We start from the raw sequence: 23,346 nt of genomic DNA on the forward strand, positions 1-23,346 counted from the left end.
TAATAATTTATCATTTGTTTATTGAGAAAAACTTAAAAACCGAAATTATGCATCGAATTGTATTTCTCGCATTTGTTTTGTTGGTGGCTCATTCAGTTTCTGCCCAGTCGTTTGTAATAGGCGATATTAGTACACTTTCTGATCATATAACCTACAGAAACAGTAAAAATCCTGCTTCGATATATGATAACATAGACGGAATACCGTATTTGAAAGCCGAATTTATTCAGGGAGAAGTGCTGATAAATGACAGTCTGCGCATTGTGAATGTTCCCTTGCGTTATAACATTCTGAATGATAAAATTGAGTTTCGAAACGAAAATGACCAGGTGCTCGAACTAAATATGGAGGAACAAACCTACACATTCAGGTTTGACAAACACGTATTTGTGCCCGGCGGCTACGTGGCGGATGGCGAAAAAAAAGTGGGAATATTAGAGCAACTGGTTGAAGGCCGCCTCAGTCTCTTTAAAAAGTACTCGGCCGAGTTTAAACCTGCAACAAAAGCCATCGGTTTTCAGGACGCCGAACCCGACAGGATTGAAAGAAAGGATGAAATTTACCTGCTTGCTGAAGGACAGGGAATTCCGAAAGCGATAAAAGCCAATAAAAAGGAAATTTTTGCAGCGCTAAAACCTTTTAAATCCGACATTGAACAATTTGCAAAATCGAAGAAGTTAAATCCCCGGAAGGAAGCTGACTTTATTGAACTTGTCCGCTACTGCAACAGTGCTGAGAACTAGTTTAAGCGTTAGTATAGGGGTGTTAACCGAATGCAAAGCATATTTAAAACCTAATCTCCAACTCAAAGTGTGATCTTATCAATTAGCTATATATTTTGACAAATAAAAAAAGGAAGCCAGCAGGCTTCCTTTTGTCGTATTTAGATCTTGTTAGCTTATTTTAACTGAACGAGTACAACCGATTTCGATGGCAGTTCGAGCGTAAGCTTTCCATTCTTAGGTTTCGCTACTGCAAATTCTTTCATGCTAACCAACTCTTCCTTTCCAAAATCGTTGTAGGCATTCATTTTTTGAGCGCTAATAATCTGTCCGCTTGCTTCTGAAAAATCGCTTCCGGGAATAGTAATCTCCACACTTTCGCTTTCGTTTGGATTCAGGTTACAAATTGTAACTGACACTACCCCGTCTTTGGTTGATGCCGATGCATTAACGGTTGGTACCGACCTTCTATCCATTTTGTATTCTCCGGTTTTTACGGTGGCAGGTAACATTGTTGCCTCCTGATGAACGCTGTACATTTTAAATACGTAATAGGTTGGTGTTAAAACCATTTCGTCATCTTTCGTTAAAATAACCGATTGCAGCACATTAATTGTTTGAGCAATGTTCGACATTTTAACACGATCGGCATGATTATTAAAAATGTTCAGGTTAATACCAGCAACCAGGGCATCGCGCAAGGTATTTTGCTGATAAAGAAATCCCGGGTTGGTTCCGGGTTCAACATCAAACCAGTTGCCCCATTCGTCAACAATTAATCCTATTCGTTTCTCAGGATCGTACTTGTCCATAATGGTAGAATGCTTCTGGATCAGTTCGTCCATGAACAGGGTTTTATTTAAGGTGGTAAACCATTCATTTTCATCAAAGTCGGTAGCCGAACCTTTCTTCTGCCAATTGTGGGTAATCGTATAATAGTGCAACGACAATCCCTGCATGATGTTCCTTTTGCCCTGCATTTTTTTCATCAGCACATCGGTCCAGTTGTAATCTGAATCACTTGCGCCACAGGCAATTTTGTACCTGGCACCACGCGCATAAGAGGCATAGTTCCGATAAACATCGGAATAATATTCAGGTGTCATTTCGCCACCGCAGCCCCAGTTTTCGTTACCTATTCCCCAATATTTTACATCCCAGGGTTCTTCGCGTCCGTTTTTCTTTCTCAAATCCGTCATCGGGCTGATGTTCGACGAAGTAACATATTCAATCCACTCCGAAGCTTCACGAACAGTTCCTGATCCAACATTCACATTAATGTAAGGTTCTGCATTAATTAACTCACAAAAATCGAGAAACTCATGGGTTCCAAAACTGTTGTCTTCGGTAACGCCGCCCCAGTGTACATTCACCATCGAAGGACGTTCCTGGCGAGGTCCAATTCCATCTTTCCAGTTGTATGTATCGGCAAAGCAACCTCCCGGCCAGCGCAGTAAAGGTATTTTCATATCGATAAGAGCACCGGTAACGTCATCGCGAAATCCCCGGGTATTTGGAATATCCGAGTCTTCGCCAACAAAAATCCCCCCATAAATGCACCGTCCGAGGTGCTCGGCGAAATGGCCGTATATTTCCTTGCTGATTTTTGTTTCAGCCTGATCGGGATAAAGAGTAATTGTAGTTTGCCCGTAAATTATGCCGGTAACAAGCACTAACAAACCGGCCAGAGTTAATTTCATTTTTTTCATCATAGTTTATTCTTTAATATTGATTGAATTCTTTTTAAGGTCCTTGCGTATTATTCAGTTTGATGGGGTAAAATTGCCTGGTAATTGCCGCTTAAATGCATTAAACTAAACAGGTACATCAAGCCATCGTAATACGGATCGAAATAGCCATCTTCGTAAGGTTCCAACTTTGCATTCCAGATTTTATGCACAAAATCCAGCTCCGGATCAACATCATCAACCAGCGAAAGTGTTGCTGAAGTGGAGATTAATCCCAGCGAATGGCGTAATTTCCGGAAACCACCGGCCTGAAGTATCCATTCAGGTTTCGTACCGTCGGGATTGTACTGATCGGCAAAGTCGTTCATTCCCTGCGATCGTAAAAAGCCCTGGAATCGTCCGGCATAATCTTCCTGCCAGTTTTTGTCCTTTCCAAACCAAACATAGTCCATGGTAATGTTCATCGGTACCCGCCACGAATCGTAACGGAACGCCGCCGGCATCCAGCGTGTTGAATGTGGAGTTCCGTCAAAATTGGCATAATCGGTGTTTAAACCGGTAACCGGATGGCAAGCCCTGTGCAGAAATGCCCGCGCGGTATCGGCACACTCACGGTAAAACTGTTCGTGCCCGTCGTTGGCAAAATCGGCCCACACTTCTAAAAAGGCCGGAACATGGTACGAAGGATCGGTCCAGTTGTAACCCCCGCCTTCGGGAACAAAGCTGATTTGCTTGTGTTCAACATTTATAATGTGATGGATACCACCGGTGCCGTCTTTTTTCCACATGGCATCCAGAATTCGGCGGGCCTCGGCATAGTAGTCAATTCCTGTTTCGTTTCCCCAGCGATTGGACGCAAACAAGAGAGCTGTAACATAATACAGTTCTCCATCTGAAGCCGATCCGGGAGAGTTCATCTTGCCGGTTTCCGGATTAATACTCCAGCCAAAATAGGCTTCGCGTGGCCCAGTCTGGTGCTGCGAATATTTTACCGACCAGCGCCAAATACGGTCAAAGACGTCTTTTTTATTTAACTGAACGGCCACCATCATTCCGTAAGAAAGGCCTTCGGTGCGGGCATCGTGGTTTTTAATGTCGGAAACATAGCCCATGGAATCGCCTACTTCGAAATAAATGCGATTGGGGCCTTCAAACAGATCGCTGTAAACCTTATCCAGCTTTGCCTGTATTTCTTCCTCGCTGTAACCGGCTTTTAAAAAAATATTGGGGTATTTACCTGTATAATAGGCACCTTTTTTTGCTACCTGTGCGTGTAAATCACCGGCTGAAACCAGCAGTAAAGCAAACAGCATTGCAAACATGAATATCCTGGTTTGTATGATTGTAATTATTGATTCTTTCTTGTTCATATTCATAGTTTTATTCAATTCCCTGAAGCGTAATAACCTCACCCGGTTCCGTAAGCATATCGTACTCGTAAATTTCTTTTAATGCTACGGGTTGAATGTTATTTTCAGCGTGATTCAGTGGATTCTTCACTTCGTGCAGACGATAAAAGCCATTCGAATTGCTTCCTTCTGCTTCTTGCAACTTATCGCCTTTTAACGGTTGATGCGAGCGTATTCTGCAAACACCTCCCAACGTTGATTCAATTTTAGCCTCAACCAATTTACCACCATTCCATTCCATATCAACTTCAAAACCGCCCCTGGCTTTCAGTCCACTAACATTTCCCTTTGCCCAAACCGATGGAAGCGCCGGTAACAGATGTATCGCTCCATCGTGGCTCTGCATCAGCATTTCGGCAATACCGGCAGTACAACCGAAATTTCCGTCAATCTGAAAAGGCGGATGTGCATCAAACAAATTCGGATACGTTCCTCCGCTCATTCTTCGGCCGGCAACTGGTTTTAACTGGTCGGTAATCAATTTGTAGGCATGATCGCCGTCGAGCAGGCGAGCCCAAAGGTTTACCTTCCACCCCATCGACCAGCCGGTGGATTCGTCGCCACGTGCCAGCAATGATGTTTTGGCAGCCGAAAACAATTCCGGCGTGCGGTATGGCGAAATCTGATTCGACGGATATAATCCGTACAGATGCGAAACATGCCGGTGGTGATCGTTCGGATTATCAAGGTCGTGCATCCACTCCTGCAATTGCCCCCAGTTACCAATTTGCATGGGAGGCATTCGGTTTAATGTTTCAGCCAGTGTTTCTGCAAGTTCTTCATCAGTATTCAGAATTTGCGCTGTTTCCATTGTTTTTGTAAACAGGTCGAATACCAGCTGATTGTCCATTGTTGTTCCGGCAGCCAAAGAAGTCGGGCGACCGAAAGGTGTATTTTCAGGCGAAACCGAAGGACAAACTACCAACCAGTTGTTTTCGGGTTCTTCCACTAAAAAGTCGAGAAAAAAGCGGCTTGCATCTTTAAGTACCGGATATACCGATTTCAGAAATTCGACATCGCCCGAGAACAAATATTTTTCAAATAAATGCTGCGATAGCCAGGCTCCGCCCATTGGCCACATTCCCCAGTTTGCTCCGTCAATTGGCCCGTTAATGCGCCAGATATCGGTGTTATGATGTAACACCCAACCGTTGGCTCCATACATATTGCCCGCCGTTTGCTTACCTGTTTCTGCGAGTTCGCGAACCATCTGAATCAGCGGCTCATTCATTTCGGTAAGGTTCGTAATTTCCGAAGGCCAGTAATTCATTTCAGTATTGATATTCACGGTATATTTACTGTCCCACGCCGGAAATAACTGATCGGCCCATATTCCCTGAAGGTTGGCCGGCTGACCACCGGGGCGCGAAGAAGAAATAAGCAAATAACGACCGAACTGAAAATACAGTGCAACCAGCTGCGGGTCGTTACCACTTGCAAAGTCTGCTACCCTTACATCGGTTGGATTTAGTATGGAATCAGTTTCACCCAGATCCAGTTTCACCCGGTTAAAATACGTTTGATAGTCGGCAATATGATCCTTTAAAATTCTATCGTATTTCTTTTGAAGTGCATTCTCAAGATAAGTATCCACCCTTTTTCCGGCATCAGCTGTCAAATCATCGTAACGGTTAAAATTAGTGGCCATCGAAATATATATGGTGGCCTCATTTGCATCCTTGATTTCGAGCAACTCCTTTTGAGCCGATACATCCCCGCCGGAGGTTACAATTTTTGCTTTCACATCGAACTCAACTGCACCTTTAACTCCCTCGTGATCGCTGCTGACACCCCTCATAATGAGTTCATCGTTATTGGATTCTACAGTAACATTTGATGGTCGGTCGAAGGCAACAGAAAAGTCCAGCGATCCGGGTTTGTCTGCTGTAATGTTAACCACAATCACCTGATCGGGAAATGATGAAAACACGGTGCTTTCGTAGCTTACCTCACCAACTTTATACGATGAACGAACCAACGCGCTATTCAAATCAAGCTCGCGATAATAGTCGCTGTAGTTTTCATGTCCGGGAAAAGTCAGCTTCAGGTTTCCGGCTGTTTGATACGACATGCCGTGCGATTTTTTGGTAATCATTTTCTGATCCACCAATTCCCTGGCCTTTGCGTATTCTCCTTCAAAAATCAGCCTCCGAACTTCCGGCAAAGCTTCCATTGCATCCGGATTATCGTTCCGGTTCGGACTTCCCGACCATAAAGTGTTCTCATTCAACTGAATAATTTCATGCACAGGATTGCCAAAAACCATGGCTCCAAGTCTGCCATTTCCAACAGGCAGCGCTTCCACCCATTTTTCCGCAGGTTTATCGTACCACAGCTTTAAAGGCGGAGTTCCGACCGGTGTGCATGAGATTAAAACCACAAATAAAATTAAGGCGTAAGTCAGGTTTCGCTTTTGTTTGTTCATCGTTTAAGTTTTTTATATCAATAACTACTCTCCGATTTTTTGAGCTGCGCGCTTACTTAAAACGGATCCAGTCAATTTCAACCGGTGCATCGTTTACCGATGACACCACCACATTGTGTATTCCGGGTTCAATTTTTAGTGTTTTGGCATCTATCGTTTTCCAGCCTGTTGTTTTGGGAATTTCGACTTTAGCAACAAGAGGTCCATCCAATTTTTCTGAACGCACCTCGATTCTTCCTCCTGATTCAGCTAAAACCTTCAACTCAAGCGTTTTTACTTTTTTACTGAACTCAACAGCATTGTACTTCACCCAGGCATTACTACCGTCGAAAACTGTTTTCCATCCCTCAAAGGTATTCAAACTGTCGATAAATTCCACTGTTGCACCTTCGCCAATGGCAGAATACCGGTCTATTTGAATCGGGCTGCCGGCAGAAGAAAGGCCAACACCCCGTTTTGTTGGAATGACTTTTTTAATGGTTCCATCAGCATTAAAAAACAGGCTGTCGATACACACCGATCGGTTTTTGTCGAATTTGGGAGAATAATCGTTATGATGATAAAATAAGTACCACTGTCCCTTGTAGTCAATCATTGAATGATGATTCGTCCAGCAACCCGTTTCTGATTCATCCATAATAACGCCGGTCATTGTATACGGCCCCATCGGGCTGTCTCCCATGGCATACTCAAGGCGTTCGGTGTTGTTCTCAACGTGCGGAAATGTGAGGTAATACTTTCCTTTTCGTTCAAAAACAAAGGGGCCTTCTTTTAGTCCTTTTTCGGGCAAATTGGCAATCGCCACCGGCTCCGAAGCCAGCTCCGTCATATTGTCCTTAAGCTTTGCCACAAAAATATGCCGCATCGAATAATACAAATAAGCCTGTCCGTCTTTATCGATCAGAATATTCGGATCGATACCAAAAACACCTTCAATTGCATTTTCCTGCGGAACGTATGGCCCTTCCGGTTTATCGGCAATGGCTACTCCAATTCCAAAACCTTTTCGGCCATTTGGACCCGCCACATTTTTATTGGCCGGAAAGTAGAAATAATATTTCCCGTTTTTTTCAATACAATCGGGTGCCCACATGCTGTATGATGTAGAATCAACCCATGGCACTTTATTCTGAATTACAATTACACCATGGTCGGTCCAATCGCTTAGGTTTTCTGATGAAAACACATGGTAATCGGGCATACAAAACCAGTTCTCGCGCAGGTTTTTGTCGGGCGGAGTAGGAATATCGTGTGAAGGAAAAACATACACTTTCCCGTTTATTACACGTGCCGTTGGATCGGCCGAAAACTGATCGCGGATAATTGGATTTTGAGCACCGGAATTCACGGTAAACAGGGTCAAGATAAATCCCAGAGCAAAAAATAATTTGATATTATTCATTTCTTTTTTTCTATTCGTTTACAAGATCAAGAATGGCATTCGCAAGCACAATGTACTCTGCCGATCCTCCGATAGTTACCTCATTCTCGCCCCACAGGAACGGCCAATCATCTTTATTCTCCAGAAAATCGGGTTTGAGCAACATTAATCCGGGAACTAAACCTCCGGCAATGGTAGTAAAGTCGGCCCTGTTATTTCCGTAAGCCACTTTCTTCGATTTTGTTCCAACTGCATTTACAAACGAAAGGTTGGAATACGGATGGCAACCAAAAATAAAATTCACCCCTTTAAAAACCTGTTCCTTGTCAATGATATCCGGAAAAGCTTTGTGGGCATAGTAATTGGTAATGGCAGCGTTAACAACCATTCCGCTTCCCCCCCAGCCGCTACGCGATACTGGCAGGCCGTAAGGATTGTTTTCTTCCATTTTTGTAATTGACTCGCGGTACTTTTCGATATATGTTTTCAGTTTTGCCTTATAAGCTGCATCCATATAAGGTATGGCTTGCAGAGCGGGATTCAGACTGCGGCTGGAAAAAAACATCTGGCCAAAATCAGACCCACGATCCGATTGATCAAGAACGGTCCAGATAGTTTCCTCGAAACGATCGATGTATTTCTGCTCCTTTGTGGTGATGTACAATTGGAGTACGGTGGTCAAATCAGCTCCAACACGCATTCTTCGCATCCAGGGCTGATCGGAATCTCCGCTTGCATTTTTGACCGCCTCATCAGCTTCTTCAAGCAGTTTTTGGGCATATTTCAAACTCTTTTCAGCCAGTTCTTCATTATAGCCTCTTAGCGCCCGGCTGGCTGCTGCAAGTGTAGCTGCGGTTTGATAATCAAGAAAGGAGCTTCGGTTGGTAAAAGCCCATCGGTCATCCAGAGTTCCACTCGAAACGCCGTCGGTTTCGTATGGCTTGAGTTCAGGATTGTACGGCAGGTTGTCGGTTTCGGTCATTGCATCTCCCAAATGGTGATACTGGTGCAGGTTTGGAACAATAATTCCGCGCACCGGGTGACCAATGTTTTCAACCTGAGCAACCAGGTTTAATACTCCATGTTCAATCTGCTGAAGAATATCAGGTTGTCCATCCGGGCGATGGATATCAACGTAACGGGTTTCCTGGTCGATGTAAGTTTCATCGCGATCAACTTTAAATTCTTCCCAAAGTTCAACAAAGCTGGAAATAACGCTATTGTGCGAACCGGTTTGAATGTCGAAATCGCCTGCATCAAACCAACCGCCAACGGCCATATTCGGAATGCGTTCCAACGGTTTGTATTTCGTATCGGTGGTTGGTCCCTGACGGTAACCGTCGAAGTGCTGCCAGTTCACCGGAGCCTGTAAACAATCGTCTTTATAAGGTTCGCCATGCCAGGTGCGGTAAGCTTCGTTTACCTCCATGTGGTCCATTTGCACCGGAAACCAAACATCTAAAGTAGGATGCCAAACCGTGTTGTACACATCAGGGCCGATGGCAAAAGTATTGCTTAGCTGATCGCCGTATTTTATGCAATAAATTCCCGGATCTTTTATTTCACTAAAATCGAACTTAGCGTAATTGTAACGGAGATAATCGCCCCATACATTTACTTCTCCCTTCAATTTTTCAACATATTCACCTGTTTCTGTTACCTGCAATACGGAAGCAACTTTCCGGGGGGTATCATTTTTATCCAGTTCAATTACAGCCACTTTTTTCTGATCGGGCACATAACCCACCTGCGAAAATCCAATCACCGGTTGCCGTTTCCATCCTGCTATGGCATTGGGCTCGAGGTACCATGTCAGTACTTTTCCGGATTTATTTACAGGCAATAAACTGCGCACAATAAACCAACCGTTTTGTGCTACATTTCGTCCATCGAACAGCATCAGATCGGCTTCTGAACTCGATACTCTAATCAAATGTTCCGGATCTTCAGGTGCTAAAACCAGGGTTTTTCCGGTGGCCAATGGAAAAGGAACTATAAACTCGTCTTTACCCCGGTTGTCGAAAGTTGTGTGCCCACCAAACTGTTCAATTTTCTCTGCTCCGGGCGCAATTTTTGTATTGCTCGACGGATAGCGAGGGAAAGAACCCGGCTTGCCATCCATTAGATACATTTTCTCGAAATAAGCTGATGGCAGAAATTCGAGATTAAATCCGGCCTTCCCGTGCAATTTTTCAGGAAGTGGTTCATCGAGAAAAACACTAATTTCCACGCCTTTGTCTTTTGAAGAAACCAGTAATCTCGAATCGAAATCAAGCTCCTCGTAACGCATGGTTACCTCAATCGTGTTGTTTTCACGATCAACTTTCCGATCGATTAGTTTGGGTACCAAATCCCATTGTTCGGGTGTGTTTTGAAGTCGCACCGCCCCACCGGTAGAAGTACGCACTCCATGATGTATAATTTCAACAGCTGCCGTTTTTTCATCAAAGAACATTCCGTTGTATTCACTGCTAAAAACCAGGACATTCACACCTGTTTTCTCGAAATATTCCAGCTCGTTCACCTTTAGCGCCTGCCCTAATACCGGAAGTGAACTGCCAAGCAGAAACAAAGCAAAAAATCCATATATAACTTTTTTTCTAACGGATATGCACTTTTTACACCTCACTATTTTTGTCATAATTGTTTAATTAGGTTGTTGGTTTACCAAATTCTTTAATTGTTGTTTGAGCCGATTACTGACTTGCTCTAACCCGTTGTCGGTCACGTTTCAGTAATTCATCCATAGTATGCATCGGACGCTCCAGTTCATACGGTATCGGCAGTTTACTAAACTGCTGAAAATACAGCAAACAGGCATCTTTCCATTCCAGTGCGTTCATACTTTGTTCGGTAAGTTTATGCTGAACGGCTGCAAAACGTTCCGGATCGACAAAACGCTCGGTCCTGTCCCAAACCTGTTGAAAATTCCGCACTTGTTTTACTCCGGCATCATAGCGGTAACACATCTCATCCCATAAACTACGTCCGTTTTTCATTTGGTAATCCCACGGTAAATGATGAAACCAAAGTAAAAGCGATTCGGGACACACATTGACATTGCTGAGCTGAGTGGCCAATGGTTCGTGGTACTGACTAATTGCATTGCTGCCTGCAGCTGTTCGATCAAATCCAATTCCAAGGGAATCGGCCTGGTGATAATATGGTGGAGTCCAGTCTTTTCGCATTCCCGGAGGGGCCCACCAGGGGCCCGGTCCATAATGTGCATGTGCCGAAAAAATATGATGCAGTCCCAGGGGCATCATATAATTAACAGTTGCTTCGCGGCTTTCAAGCATCATGTTTTTAACCGGTTCCACAAACGCCAGGTTCCATTCAATTTCCGGTGTGATTTCTTTGTCGTTAAAACTATCCGGGCCAAAGGTTAATTTTATCCATTCCTCAGCAATTTGAGCGCTGCTTATAGAATGATCCCAGGCCTGTCTTCCGAACGCGTACCAGTTGGCCTGAGCAAAGTCGTGCCCGCACCAGTTGTCATCGAGTCCGATGTTGGCAACACCTGCAATGGCACTGTATTTCTGATTAAATATACTTCCATCAGTACATCGCGCCACCGTGCTACCTGCACCTTCTTGCCAGGTTTCGCTTTTTAGAAACTCCTCCCACATGGTTCCCAGAAAAACCAGGTGCACCGACTGTCCCAAATATTCCATTGTAATCTGCAATTCGGGCATTACAGTTGTCTTTTTCATAGCACCAAATAAGGGGCTAAACGGTTCGCGTGGCTGAAAATCGATAGGACCGTTTTTTACCTGAATGATCACATTGTCATGAAATTGTCCATCCAGTGGCATAAATTCATTGTACGCTTGTTTGGCACGGTCTTCATCCGATGGATCATAAACAAAGGCACGCCACATTACAATGCCGTTGTACGGTTCAAGTGCTTCAGCCATCATATTTGCACCATCGGCGTGAGTGCGCCCAAAGTTTTGTGGCCCTGGCTGTCCTTCGCTGTTTGCCTTTACCAGGAAACCACCAAAATCGGGAATCAAATCATATATTTCCTTTACTTTTTCGTTCCACCAGGCTTTCACCTCCGGATCAAGAGGATCGGCCGTTTCCAGGCCTCCAATCACCTCGGGAGAAGCAAAATTAACGGCCAGATAAGTTTTAATACCGTAAGGTCGGAGTTCATCGGCAACAGCTTTTGCACGCTCCAAAACAGGTGTAGTTAAAACTGATGGCGAAGCATTTACATTGTTCAGTACCGTTCCGTTAATACCAACCGAAGCATTGGTGCGGGCATACTCCTTCCAAAGCTTTAAATCTCCTGAGGTTACTTGCAAAGAATCGATTCCGTGCCAGAAAATGGAACGGCCGGCATAACCTCTTTCAACGCTTCCGTTCAGATTATCCCAATGATTGAGCATGCGAAGGTTATAGTCAGGATTTATCAGTTCATTTCTGATTTCCTGCCCGGTGTATTGCCGGCGCAACATTTCATAAGCTCCGTATAAAAGTCCGGCATCAGTTGTTGCCTGAATGCCATCCTTACTTAATCGAAAACCATCTTCCTTTAATAGCTTATCTTTTATAACCTTCAGCTCAATTGTTTGTCCGGTTTTACCTTGCCAGCCATTTTTAAGTTCGTTTATGGCAATATCAATGGTAGGTGATTTTTTTGCACACGTTACTTCCACCGGTACTGAGCTCTTTGCCCTCAACCATAAATTGTGACCATTTTCGGCATAAATACCTGTGCTGATCAAAAAGCAAGCAAGAAGGATTGTCAATAGCTTCATCATTAACTTTACTTATCTTTTTTAGCTTTTCCGCTTTTTAGTTCACGATTAATGCTCCGCCATTTTCCGGAATCGACAATTTAATCTCCTGATTCCTGTTAAGTTCGATAGTTTCAAGTTTACCGCTCAAACCGGCATCGTCGCTATATATCCTGCAGCTGCTTCCGGCAGCTATCATTGGCAGTTTTACAGTTAACTCCAGGGGTTCTTTCTGTGCGTTAATACCAGCCACATACCAGGTATCACCGTGCCTGCGCGCCAGTACAACATATTTTCCGGGATAACCGTCGATAAAACGTACATCGTCCCAGGTAGTGGGTACTTCTTTCAAAAAATCGATGGCCCATGCAGGGGCATCAGTAAGGTTGTTGGGCGCCAATGCAAAATGCTGCACTGCACTTTGAAACAAAACAGCTGTTGCCAGAGCATAAACATCTGAAGTCAGTCGTTTCGTTCCTCTTCCCGGCGTATTGTTCGCATTGTAAAACTCGTTGAGGGCGCTTCCGCCAAAATCCATGCTACCAACAGCATTACGGATAAAGGGATGCAAACAGCCGTTTAACGCTTCAAGGTCGCAGCTTCGTTGACCGAAATGCAGGTTTTCGCTGGCACGAACAGCTTCGGCAGAGGCAAAGTTCGGAAACATGCGTTCCCAGCCACGTGGTAGAGTACAACCATGAAAAACGACCAACAGCCCGTAGTCATTGGCATCGTATAAAATGTCTTCGTACACCTTCATGGTTACCTGTTTGTCGCCACCAAAAAAATCGACTTTTATACCACGAATTCCAATACTTTGCATCCAGGCCATTTCTTTGCGGCGATTTATGGGATTGTCCATAATACCGCGTGGTCCCTGAGGAGCATCGTTCCAGTAACCGTTTGAGTTGTACCACAAATACAAGGCAACGTCTTTAGAGGCAGCGTACTGTGCCAGTTCCTCAATTTTATCGCGGCCAATCTGTGTATCCCACAATGCATCCACCAAAACGGTTTCAAATCCCATGGCTGCGCTAAAATCAATGTATTCTTTTTGAACGTCAAAAGTTGTAGCACCGTCCATTTTTATGATCCAGCTCCAACTGCCGCTTCCATATTTGTATTCTTGAGAAGCTTCGTAAAGTGGCTCCACAACATCAAAAGGAATCGTTGTTTCAACAATCGGAGCCAGTGTTTCGCCCACGGTAATGGTTCGCCATGGAGTAAATCCCGGCAAAGGAATTCCGGCAGTGTTTGTACCGTTGCCATTATTCTCTTCAGCCAGCGGGTAGGCTATTGAATAAGATTTGTCTTCGTTTCCCACCAGTCGGCTGGCACAATAACGGCTATCAACTCCTGTTTCAGATATCAACACCCAACCGGCATCGTTCACCTTAAACAAACACGGGAAGGTGTAGCCAAATCCCCAGCCATTTTTTCCCATTTCGTCGTCAAGCGTATAATCGGTTTCGTAGCTCGGGGCAGTGCGGGCAAAACCGGTCATAGGCTTCATCTGCGGACACATAAAGGTTGTTGTTCCCTCCGGAAAAACAAAACCTGTTGATTCGTTATTTACCACACACGAACGGGTATCTCTTCGCTGATGAACCTTGTAACGAAATGCAATATTGTTGTTACTCACCCTGAAAATGATATCCATAACAGGCCGGTTACCCTTTTGGAAAGAAAAAACAGCTTCGTTTGCCTGATAGTCTACCTTGCTTTTTTTTATGTTTCGAAGTTCGTACGAATCTTTTACCTCATTTCTTTCGATGTTTTCTGCCAGGGTCAAGTCCTTGCTGAAATCGCCAATATTGGTTTCAATTCCAAGAGGCGATGATTCAATGAAATTCTTTCCATTTAAAGTAACACTGTATACCGGCAATCCGTTTTCAATGTTCACAGAAACATTCAGTTTTCCGTCAGGACTTGAGACCTCCTGAATTTGTGCTTTCAATTGGGAAAAACTAAAAATCAGAAACAGCGAGATAATGCTTATTTTATTCATATAATTAGGTTTAATGCAGTTTAAAAAAAATTTAAAGGCCCCACCGGGCTTCGTCTTTATTACGAAATAAAAGCCCACAGAAACCGACACCATTTACAAATTTAAAATTACCCATGATCACTTACTTTTATTTCCCATTTTAGACATTCTAATTACCATTTTAGATATTAATTGGCAAAAATGTCAAAAAGAAGCAAGCTCAACTTACTGGAATTCAACATACAGTGAAACATGAGTAATTTATTTACCAGGACATTTCAGTAGCCTATTAATTTTTGAATTCAAATTTCCAGTCAGGATCGTTACACAACTCGCAGTCGTCGCCTACAAACATTTTTGATGCTTCTTTGTCGCCTTTCATCTGCCACTGGTACCAGGCGGTTGCCACTTTTGCAAATTCGCCGCCATGTGGCTCACGATAGGTTCCGCCATGGCCCACATCCAAATTTGCCACATATACCGGCACATGGTTTATACGTTTGTAGTCGTCCATTCCGTTATTGTAGGCAATATCCGTTTCGCCTCCCAAAAGGTAGAGCGTAGGCGTATGTAACTTTTTCAGGTCGTCTTTTACCAAAGCCGGCATTCCCGGCATACCTCCGCCCGGAGTTGGTAAAACACCGCTGTTGCACACCACCACAGTTGTTACACGTGGGTCGGGTGCCATTTCAAGGGTTTGCAGCCCTCCACACGACATTCCGCTTACGGCGATGTTTTCCACATCTACTTTTTTGTAATACGGACTGTTTTTGTCGCTGTTTTGCGCGATAGCCCAATCAATGGCATCGGTTAATTGCGACGATTGCGAACGGCCACCGCCACGCTCTCCTTCTGCCGGCATAGGGCCAATGGCAATCACTAAAAATCCGTGCGACGCTACTTCGTTCAGAAAGTTAACATGTTCCCAGGGCGAGTTGGCACAAGCTCCGTTTCCCCAGGCAATAACAGGCAATTTGCTTTTCTTGCCAAAAACGCTTAAATCCTGTGGACGGAAAACAGTGTGTGTAGCCAACGAAGGCTCAGAAATCATAATGGCTTTGTATTCGCCGGTTCCGCCGTCTTCAACCACTCGCGAAGCACTTTCCTGTGCTGTAAGCTGATTGGCAAACACTGCCGCCAATGCAATTAGTAAAAATAAAACTCGGTGTATTTTCTTCATTTTAATTCTGATTTATAATTTATACTTCTATAATTATTCCAGGCTATTTACCCATTCTTCGCCTTCGGGCGAACGTCGCCACTCAAAGTACTCGTTGAGCACCTCTAACGACGCTGCACTTGGCACCTCACCCACAAATGGTGTTGCCCCTTTTAAGTACATCACATCCGGATTTTCGTTGCTGAAAACCGGCCATTCCGGAACTCCTTCACCATTGGGATCGCCATATTTTGCAAAGTTGGTCCAGTAATCAACCATTACTTCCGAAAGTGCAAGGTCTGACTCATTCTCATGTTTATCTTCGGGCTTCAGTCCAAACACAAAGGCAACATCCTGCCCATGTGGCGAACCATAACCGTAACGAGGCGAATCTTCAGGATAATCGGGGTGCTGATCGAAATAGTACAAATACACATCCGATTGTCCGGTTTCCGATTGCAAACGCGCCCAACTCCAGGTATGCCAGCCAAAAGCGGCATCGCGCGACAGGTCGCGTGCGGTTTTAGGAACCGTGTTTTCACCTGCCGGATAAGCTTCAATCAGTTTGTCGGCAAATTTTCCGTATCGTGCTCTTACCCCGGCATAATATTGTTCGGGATCTTTTTCGCGCGAGAAACTTGCTCCCTCATCCGAATTGTACCCGATAAGCACAGGCACATCGTTGTATTTTCCTTCTTCGTAAAGTTTATACTGATCGTCGGGGATTACATAACCATCAACAATTGGCCAACCTCCGGCCATTCCGAAACCACTTGGCACTTCGTCGGCATCCAAAGCACGAAGTTCGGCCAAACTGGAAACGCCTGCTTTTTGCATGTACTCCACGCCATCGGCTTCTGCCTTTTCCAGTGTTTTCATGTTTTCGCCCGGGAAAGTTCTTGGACGGGTTGGCCCAAACGAACCTCCACTTTGCGAAATGGCTCCGCTAAAAAGACCTTTTCCCAAAGGCGAGGCACACAACATACTTACAGAAATACCTCCGGCTGATTCGCCAAAGATGGTAACTTTCGAAGGATCGCCACCAAAAGCGGCAATGTTATCCTGTATCCATTGCAAACCGGCAATCTGGTCGAGAATTCCGTAGTTTCCAGAAACATGATTTGGGCTTTCGGCACTCAATTCGGGGTGCGCCAAAAAGCCAAACTGATTTACGCGGTATGCAACACTTACCAAAACAACTCCCTCTTTTGCCAATATGGTTCCATCGTAGTACGAAGTTGCGCCGCCGCTAAAACCTCCGCCGTAAATCCACACCAGCACAGGCAGTTTTTCTTCGGCCGACATTGCCGGAGTCCAGATGTTCAGGTACAAACAGTCCTCGCTTATTCCAGCAGGAGGATTACCCCCTTGCATAGGAGAAGGCCCAAATTCTTTGGTTTCTTTTACTCCCTCCCACTTTTCTGCAGGTTGTGGTGCTTTCCAACGCAAATCACCTACCGGAGGCGCTGCAAACGGCACGCCTTTAAAAACCCGAAGCCCATCTTCGATGGTTCCTTCTACAATTCCCTGTTCAACTTTTACCTGCTCGGGCGGAAGCTGAGAACAAGCATTCGTTAAAACAATGATTGCGAATGCAATTAAATAGAATGTTTTTTTCATTATTGATAGCTATTAAATTTCAGTCTTTTAGTTTGTATTATCAGACTTCGACTACGCTCAGTCTGACTGTCACCCTGAGCGTAGTCGAAGGGTAATTATTATTTTTTCGCTATTTCCAGAGATTTGGCAGAAACCTGTAATACAACAAATGACGCCAGGTTGACCAATCGTGACCACCACTGCCGCCCACATAATATTCGTATTCGATGTTGTGATTGTCAAGTGCCTTACACAATCCATCAACCCGCCGGCTAAAAAATCCTTTGGCTTCTTCCGTTCCTTGTCCGATAAAAAGATAATCTACTTTGTCGTTTACCTTCGGATCATTCAGAAAGTGCGAAAGTGTAGTTTCGGCAGTTGCGTCACCAGCGCTAAGGATTCCAAAATTCGCAAACAAATCGAGCGAACGAAAACCGATAAACATACTGTGTCGTCCACCCATCGACAAACCTGAAATGGCACGTCCTTTTGGATTTTGAATGGTGCTGTAACTTGCGTCAACCAATGGGATAACATGGTTACGCAGTTCTTTTTCAAAAATATCGAAAGTGAGTTCGGTATGCTGTGGATGATTCCGGTGAATCACCTGGTTGTTCGGAATGGCAATGATCATCGGTTCCGCTTTTCCTTCGGCCAGTAGATTATCCAAAATCAGGTTGGCACGTCCGTCGTAAATCCAGTTTGATGGCAATTCGCCGCTACCCCCCACAAGATAAAGCACCGGATATTTTTTAGATGCATCATAACCCGGAGGTGTATACACATACATTTCGCGCTCGCCGTTGGTAACATCCGAATGATAAATGTGACGCGTAACGTTTCCGTGAGGTACGTTTTTGGCATCGTAATACGCCGGGCCGTCACCGTGCACAATCAACTGACTGTAAGGCGGCATGGCCGTAAAAGCAGCCATTGTATTGCTCGGATCGCAAATTTGCATGCCGTCAACATTAAAATGATAAGCATACATATCGGGTTTAAAAGGTCCCACGGTTACCGACCAAATTCCATCTTCTCCTTTTACTAGCGGAAGTGGCTCACGACCTCTGCCAAGCGCGGTAAGAATCGTTCCATCGGTAATTGTAACCACCTTGGCTTCGGGTGCTTTTAAGCGAAAAGTTACCGTATGGTCGTCGTGCACTTCGGGCGAATTTAAAGGCGCACTAAAAGGAATCAGTCCTTTGGTGTCCTTCTGCGGATTATAATCGAGATTAACATTGGCCTGCTGTGCTTGTGAAACTAACGGGCACACAAACAATGAAGCAACAAAAATTAGTAGTAGATTCTTTATTCGTTTCATAATTTAGATTTTAGTTTTTTACTGAAATACTCTTGATGCAAAATCGTGTAATGACTTTCGCCAAACCTGCCATTCATGGTCGCCGGGAAAAGAATTGAACTCCACATCCAGTCCGTTTTCGCGCATAGTTTTTACCGCTTTTTTGGTATGCTCAATACGCATGTCCTGCTCGCCACACGAAATATAGAATAAATCCAGGTTCTTATTGAATTTTTCGGACTCTGATAAAAGTCCCGGAATTTCTTTTTCGGCATCAAAACCACTTCCCGAAGTTCTGATTCCACCAAACAGCCCGGAACTAAATACACCAACAGAGCCAAAAAATTCAGGGCTTTCGAGGCCCACATAAAATGATTGCCCGCCTCCCATCGAGAGTCCGCAAATGGCACGATTTTTAGCATCCGTCAGTGTGCGGTAATTCTCATCGATAAACGGAACAATATTTTTCGTCATTTCTTCTTTGAAAGGAGCCATTCCCTTACTGCTGTAGCCACCAAAACCTCCACCGGGTGCCCTAACATTTCCGTTGGAAATTACCACGATCATTGGTTTGGCTTTTCCTTCGGCAATCAGGTTATCCAGTATAATGTCGGTTTTTCCCTGCACAGCCCAGCCGGTTTCATCTTCGCCACCACCGTGCTGAATATAAACCACCGGATATTTTTCGCGGGTATTATTATCGTAACCCGGAGGCGTATAAACAAACAGGTGCCTCCAGCTTTTGGTGTATTCCGAATAATAGTATTTCGAACTTAAAGCGCCGTGCGGAACATCTTTAATTTCATAAAAATCAACTCCTTTTTCAGGAATTTCAATGGCGCTGGTCATTTTTCCGGTTCCGTAAAACGACTGGCTCGCCGGATCGGCAACCGGCACATCATCAATCACCAAAAAGTAATAATGAAAGCCGGGAACAATAGGCTCGGTTTGAACCGTCCATATTCCATCCGCACCTTTTTCCATGTCGTACTTTTTACCAAGGTCGATTTGCACTTTTTGGGCATTGGGCGCTTTTACCTGAAAAACCACCGAGTTATCGGGCATAATGCACGGGCACTGGTTGGCGTTGTTATTGGTAGGTGCCGGAATGCCATATTCGGGCATTTGTGCCGAAACAAAACCAGCCAGCAAACAAAACACCAGCAACAGCTTCGCTCGCCTGAAATCTGTTTTATTGAGTATATAGTTCATTATTCAGTTTTTATTTGAAAAGCAACTGTGCATACTGATGTAAACTACGCCGCCAGGTTTGCCACTCGTGGGCAGTTTCGGGCGATTCGTAATACACATAATCAATGCCTTGTTTTTCGAGCATGTTGCGGAAAGCACCAACTGAGCCGGGAAAAGGTTCGGGTTCTTTGGTTCCCAAACCCAGCCAGAAAACTTTTATCTGGTCATTTACAGACTTCCCTTTTTTAAAGGCTCCGTTTAAAAAAGTTTCCACATTAATTTCGTCGGAACTGGGGTAGTTTGAAGTACCGCTAAAACCGCCGTAATATGCAAACTTATCAAGGTTGTTCATACAAATCCGCATGGTTTGGTTGGCGCCCATCGACAAACCGGCAATAGCCCGGTGTTCCCCATCAGCAATGGTTCGGAAGCGATTATCGATCATCGGAATGATTTCGTTGAGCATCACTTCTTCGAAAACCATTGCCGGACGACCACCCCCTGAAGTTTGAGGCTTATAGGCATAACCGTTGTCCATAACAATAATCATCGGTACCGCCTTATTCGCTGCAATCAGGTTATCCAAAATGCGGTTGGCATGTCCTTGTCCGGGCCATCCGGTTTCGTCTTCAAAACTTCCGTGCTGAAGATACAATACCGGATAACGTTTTTCAGGATTATCGTTGTATTCGGCAGGCGTATAAACAAAACAACGACGAAATGATTGTGTAATTTCTGAAAAATAGTTTTGTTCGCTAACCAAACCGTGCGGCACATCTTTCAGCGCATAAATATTACTATCGTCGGCCGGAATTTCAATACCACTTCCCCAGCGGCCGGCACCATAAAAATATTTGGTTCCCGGATCGGGAACTGATGCACCATCCACATTTAACTGGTAGTAGTGAAAACCAACATCCTGAGGTTCCGATTCACCGGTCCACACGCCGTTTTCGTCCTTTACCATTTCATTTTTTACGCCGCCAATATCGAGCCTCACATTGTTGGCTTCGGGTGCTGAAATCTGTGCACGAACCCGGCCCTCAGAATTCACCTGAGGAAATTGTTTGCCGGGCTGGTTTACCGATGATGGCTTAAAATCTTCAACCACATCCTGAGCGGCACAAATTCCGCTGATAAATAAAGCCGCAATTAGTAAGAATGTATTCTTCATAACCTATTCTTTAAACAGTAGCGGAGCCAGTTGATACAAGCTTCTGCGCCAGGTTTGAAACTCGTGGGCAGTACCTTCGGAAACATAAGAAACCGCATTGTAACCGGCATCTTTTAAAGCCACAACTGCATTTTTAACGCCATCCGGACGTTCTTTGCTACCGCAGCTGATAAATACCAGTTTCAGGTTAGAATGATCTTTAAGATCTTCAGGTGCATAAACACCGCCACTTAGCAGGGCATAATGCGAAAACACCTCCGGTTTGTTTAAGGTGATATCTTTTGTTTCCATACCTCCCATCGAAAGGCCGGCCATAGCGCGGTGCGCCTGATCAGGAATAGTGCGGAAATGCTCGTCAACGTATGGAATCAGCTCATCTACCAAAACGGTTTGAAACGGAGTGATGTCGAAATTGCGCAAACCGCCAAACTTAATTTCGTTGGTCATACCATAGGTATTCACAATAATAAACGGATCGATTTTACCTTCGGCAATCAGGTTATCCATAATAAGGTTAGCGCGTCCCTGGTTCATCCAGGCTGTTTCGTCTTCGCCCCAGCCGTGTTGCAAATACAATACAGGGTAGCGCTCCGACTTATTTTTGTCGTAACCCGGAGGTGTATAAACAAAAGCCCTGCGAGAGGTTTCTGTACTTGGCGAAGGAAAAAGCACTTGTTGAACATGCCCGTGAGGAACATTTTTCAGCGCATAAAAATCCTGGTCGTGTGCCGGAATTTCAATACCGCTCTCCCAACGTACTGAACCGTAGTAGTTCAAGGCACCCGGATCGTTAAAAACACCGCCATCGATGGTAACATGATAATAATGAAAACCTTCGTCCATTGGGCCGGCAGTGGTTCCCATCCAAACGCCATCGTCGTTTTTTGTAAGCGGAGTTCCGCCTCTTGTTCCGCCCAAACCAAGGCTCACCACCACACTTTGTGCTTCGGGCGCTTCAATTCGGAAACGGGCATAACCCTGCGAGTTTACCATGGGATATTCTTTTCCGGGCTGGTTTAAAACTGAAGGTTTAAAATCTTCTTTTATCTCTACCTGGCTGGTTTGTGCGAAGCAAAAGCTGCCTGTCATTACCAGCACAATTATTAAACTGAATATCTTGTATTTCATAAATGGTTATAATAAGTTTTTATTGAAGTAATTGTCAATATCCAAATTGATGTTTTCTGGTTACTCTATCCTGAGAAAGTTTGTTAGAGTTGACTAACGCCGGCATTTATGCCGGTGATCTTGAGTTGCACTATTCCCGGACTTTAGTCCTCAATTTCTGACAATTTGGGCTAAAGCCCATATATTCTTGCAACTTGTTTCCCCGGGGATAAATCCCCGGGTTAGTCAAAACTTGTTTCTTATTATTTTTTGAATAATAAAGGTGCAAACTGATAAAGGCTGCGGCGCCAGCTTTGCCATTCGTGGGCAGTTTCGGGCGACACATAAAAATGGGTGTTCATACCGGCTTTTTTAAGAGCTTCGGTATTTTCCTTTGGATCTCCCCATGGTCCTGGGCGCGGATTCTCGATTTCGCGACTTCCGTAGCTGACGAAAAGCAGTTTTACTTTTTCCTTAAAATCAGGATTTTGCTCAATGTCGTCCATGGTGATGCTGCCACCGCTAAACATTCCCACATGCGAAAACACATCGGGGTTGGCCAGCGTTATCACACGTGTTTGCATTCCACCCATCGACAATCCGGCCATGGCACGGTGTTCGGCATCAGCCATTGTGCGGTATTTTCCATCAATCATCGGAATAATATCTTTCAGCAAGGTATTCATAAAACCATCGGCCCAACCTTCGGGTGGCCATGTGCGCGGGCGCTCGCCACCTTCGCGGTTACGCGGAGGCCTTGGCATTGCCCAGTTTCCGTTGTCCATAACAATGATAAACGGAACGGTTTTTCCTTCGGCAATCAGGTTGTCCATTATCAAACCTGCGTGTCCCTGGCTTGACCAGCCTGTTTCGTTTTCGCCACCACCATGTTGCAGATACAACACCGGATAGCGTTTTTCAAGATTTTCGTCGTAACCCGGAGGCGTGTAAACAAAGCACCTGCGCATGGTATTGTTGCTTTCAGAGAAATACTGTAGCTCACGAACTTCTCCATGCGGAACATTTTTCAGGGCATAAAACTCCTGGTCGTGAGCAGGAATTTCAATACCACTTCCCCACCGGCTGGCTCCATAAAAATACAAGCTGTTTGGATCAGGAACAGCGGCTCCGTCAACCCAAAGCTGGTAGTAGTGAAAACCTTCGTCTTGTGGTGCCGATTCGCCGGTCCACACTCCGTTTTCATCTTTTACCAAATCGTATTTTACAGCGCTGATATCAAGTTGCACTTTTTCAGCTTCAGGCGCAGAAATTTGAACGCGTACCCGTCCTTCGGAATTCACCATCGGGTATTCCTTTCCGGGTTGATTTACGGAAGAGGGTTTGAAATCCTCAACTACTGTTTGTTCTGTTGTTTGCGCCATGGCAAATACAGCAGAAAAGGCCAGCAATACCGTTAAAATAAAAGAATATCGTTTCATAAACTTAGTTTTGAAGTTTT

The 23,346-nt window shown here is 44.7% G+C and carries 15 protein-coding genes; 1 reads left to right on the top strand and 14 read right to left on the bottom strand.

Features of this window, described 5'->3' with window-relative positions:
* The first annotated feature begins 47 nt into the window (after nucleotides 1-47).
* Complete coding sequence (locus tag HFD85_RS08960) at nucleotides 48-743, top strand: hypothetical protein (RefSeq protein WP_167607960.1); 696 nt, start codon at nucleotides 48-50, stop codon at nucleotides 741-743.
* A gap of 155 nt (nucleotides 744-898) precedes the next feature.
* Here HFD85_RS08960 and HFD85_RS08965 read toward each other — a convergent pair whose 3' ends face one another.
* The 14 genes from HFD85_RS08965 to HFD85_RS09030 all read right to left on the bottom strand — a co-directional run bounded on the left by HFD85_RS08965 (nucleotide 899) and on the right by HFD85_RS09030 (nucleotide 23,326).
* Nucleotides 899-2,434: an alpha-N-arabinofuranosidase gene (locus HFD85_RS08965; RefSeq protein WP_240925024.1), complete on the bottom strand. Its 1,536-nt coding sequence runs from the start codon at nucleotides 2,432-2,434 to the stop codon at nucleotides 899-901.
* A 47-nt stretch (nucleotides 2,435-2,481) separates the two neighbouring features.
* A complete protein-coding gene (locus HFD85_RS08970; RefSeq protein WP_240925025.1) occupies nucleotides 2,482-3,780 on the bottom strand; it encodes a family 8 glycosyl hydrolase in 1,299 nt (432 codons plus the stop codon).
* A gap of 10 nt (nucleotides 3,781-3,790) precedes the next feature.
* A complete protein-coding gene (locus HFD85_RS08975; RefSeq protein WP_167607962.1) occupies nucleotides 3,791-6,244 on the bottom strand; it encodes a glycoside hydrolase family 95 protein in 2,454 nt (817 codons plus the stop codon).
* Between the two features lie 52 nt (nucleotides 6,245-6,296).
* Nucleotides 6,297-7,646, bottom strand: coding sequence for a family 43 glycosylhydrolase (locus HFD85_RS08980; RefSeq protein ID WP_167607964.1), 1,350 nt, complete (start codon nucleotides 7,644-7,646; stop codon nucleotides 6,297-6,299).
* A 10-nt stretch (nucleotides 7,647-7,656) separates the two neighbouring features.
* Nucleotides 7,657-10,266: a glycoside hydrolase family 9 protein gene (locus HFD85_RS08985; RefSeq protein ID WP_167607967.1), complete on the bottom strand. Its 2,610-nt coding sequence runs from the start codon at nucleotides 10,264-10,266 to the stop codon at nucleotides 7,657-7,659.
* Nucleotides 10,267-10,321: 55 nt separating this feature from the next.
* Entirely contained in the window at nucleotides 10,322-12,394 is a 2,073-nt protein-coding gene (locus HFD85_RS08990) for an alpha-glucuronidase (protein ID WP_206081922.1), read from the bottom strand.
* 34 nt (nucleotides 12,395-12,428) lie between these two features.
* A complete protein-coding gene (locus HFD85_RS08995; RefSeq protein ID WP_167607969.1) occupies nucleotides 12,429-14,378 on the bottom strand; it encodes a glycoside hydrolase family 97 protein in 1,950 nt (649 codons plus the stop codon).
* Between the two features lie 268 nt (nucleotides 14,379-14,646).
* Nucleotides 14,647-15,537 carry an alpha/beta hydrolase family protein gene (locus tag HFD85_RS09000; protein ID WP_167607971.1) on the bottom strand — a complete coding sequence of 297 codons (891 nt, stop codon included), beginning with the start codon at nucleotides 15,535-15,537 and terminating at the stop codon, nucleotides 14,647-14,649.
* Between the two features lie 33 nt (nucleotides 15,538-15,570).
* Complete coding sequence (locus HFD85_RS09005) at nucleotides 15,571-17,136, bottom strand: carboxylesterase/lipase family protein (protein WP_167607973.1); 1,566 nt, start codon at nucleotides 17,134-17,136, stop codon at nucleotides 15,571-15,573.
* A gap of 109 nt (nucleotides 17,137-17,245) precedes the next feature.
* On the bottom strand, nucleotides 17,246-18,436 hold the full coding sequence (locus HFD85_RS09010) for an esterase (RefSeq protein WP_167607976.1): 1,191 nt from the start codon (nucleotides 18,434-18,436) through the stop codon (nucleotides 17,246-17,248).
* A gap of 18 nt (nucleotides 18,437-18,454) precedes the next feature.
* Nucleotides 18,455-19,627: an alpha/beta hydrolase gene (locus tag HFD85_RS09015; RefSeq protein ID WP_206081923.1), complete on the bottom strand. Its 1,173-nt coding sequence runs from the start codon at nucleotides 19,625-19,627 to the stop codon at nucleotides 18,455-18,457.
* 10 nt (nucleotides 19,628-19,637) lie between these two features.
* Nucleotides 19,638-20,780: an alpha/beta hydrolase-fold protein gene (locus HFD85_RS09020; protein WP_167607979.1), complete on the bottom strand. Its 1,143-nt coding sequence runs from the start codon at nucleotides 20,778-20,780 to the stop codon at nucleotides 19,638-19,640.
* Nucleotides 20,781-20,783: 3 nt separating this feature from the next.
* Nucleotides 20,784-21,908: an alpha/beta hydrolase-fold protein gene (locus HFD85_RS09025; RefSeq protein WP_167607983.1), complete on the bottom strand. Its 1,125-nt coding sequence runs from the start codon at nucleotides 21,906-21,908 to the stop codon at nucleotides 20,784-20,786.
* Nucleotides 21,909-22,150: 242 nt separating this feature from the next.
* Nucleotides 22,151-23,326, bottom strand: coding sequence for an alpha/beta hydrolase (locus HFD85_RS09030; protein ID WP_167607986.1), 1,176 nt, complete (start codon nucleotides 23,324-23,326; stop codon nucleotides 22,151-22,153).
* Nucleotides 23,327-23,346 lie beyond the last annotated feature (20 nt).

Origin of the sequence: Maribellus sediminis (assembly GCF_011799805.1) — a bacterium.
In the GTDB taxonomy this organism is placed as follows: domain Bacteria; phylum Bacteroidota; class Bacteroidia; order Bacteroidales; family Prolixibacteraceae; genus Draconibacterium; species Draconibacterium sediminis_A.

Bases quoted from the DNA above. Each gene is read 5' to 3' on its own strand.
- HFD85_RS08960 (WP_167607960.1), top strand. From the start codon at position 48: ATGCATCGAATTGTATTTCTCGCATTTGTTTTGTTGGTGGCTCATTCA.
- HFD85_RS08965 (WP_240925024.1), bottom strand. From the start codon at position 2,434: ATGATGAAAAAAATGAAATTAACTCTGGCCGGTTTGTTAGTGCTTGTT.
- HFD85_RS08970 (WP_240925025.1), bottom strand. From the start codon at position 3,780: ATGAACAAGAAAGAATCAATAATTACAATCATACAAACCAGGATATTC.
- HFD85_RS08975 (WP_167607962.1), bottom strand. From the start codon at position 6,244: ATGAACAAACAAAAGCGAAACCTGACTTACGCCTTAATTTTATTTGTG.
- HFD85_RS08980 (WP_167607964.1), bottom strand. From the start codon at position 7,646: ATGAATAATATCAAATTATTTTTTGCTCTGGGATTTATCTTGACCCTG.
- HFD85_RS08985 (WP_167607967.1), bottom strand. From the start codon at position 10,266: ATGACAAAAATAGTGAGGTGTAAAAAGTGCATATCCGTTAGAAAAAAA.
- HFD85_RS08990 (WP_206081922.1), bottom strand. From the start codon at position 12,394: ATGATGAAGCTATTGACAATCCTTCTTGCTTGCTTTTTGATCAGCACA.
- HFD85_RS08995 (WP_167607969.1), bottom strand. From the start codon at position 14,378: ATGAATAAAATAAGCATTATCTCGCTGTTTCTGATTTTTAGTTTTTCC.
- HFD85_RS09000 (WP_167607971.1), bottom strand. From the start codon at position 15,537: ATGAAGAAAATACACCGAGTTTTATTTTTACTAATTGCATTGGCGGCA.
- HFD85_RS09005 (WP_167607973.1), bottom strand. From the start codon at position 17,136: ATGAAAAAAACATTCTATTTAATTGCATTCGCAATCATTGTTTTAACG.
- HFD85_RS09010 (WP_167607976.1), bottom strand. From the start codon at position 18,436: ATGAAACGAATAAAGAATCTACTACTAATTTTTGTTGCTTCATTGTTT.
- HFD85_RS09015 (WP_206081923.1), bottom strand. From the start codon at position 19,627: ATGAACTATATACTCAATAAAACAGATTTCAGGCGAGCGAAGCTGTTG.
- HFD85_RS09020 (WP_167607979.1), bottom strand. From the start codon at position 20,780: ATGAAGAATACATTCTTACTAATTGCGGCTTTATTTATCAGCGGAATT.
- HFD85_RS09025 (WP_167607983.1), bottom strand. From the start codon at position 21,908: ATGAAATACAAGATATTCAGTTTAATAATTGTGCTGGTAATGACAGGC.
- HFD85_RS09030 (WP_167607986.1), bottom strand. From the start codon at position 23,326: ATGAAACGATATTCTTTTATTTTAACGGTATTGCTGGCCTTTTCTGCT.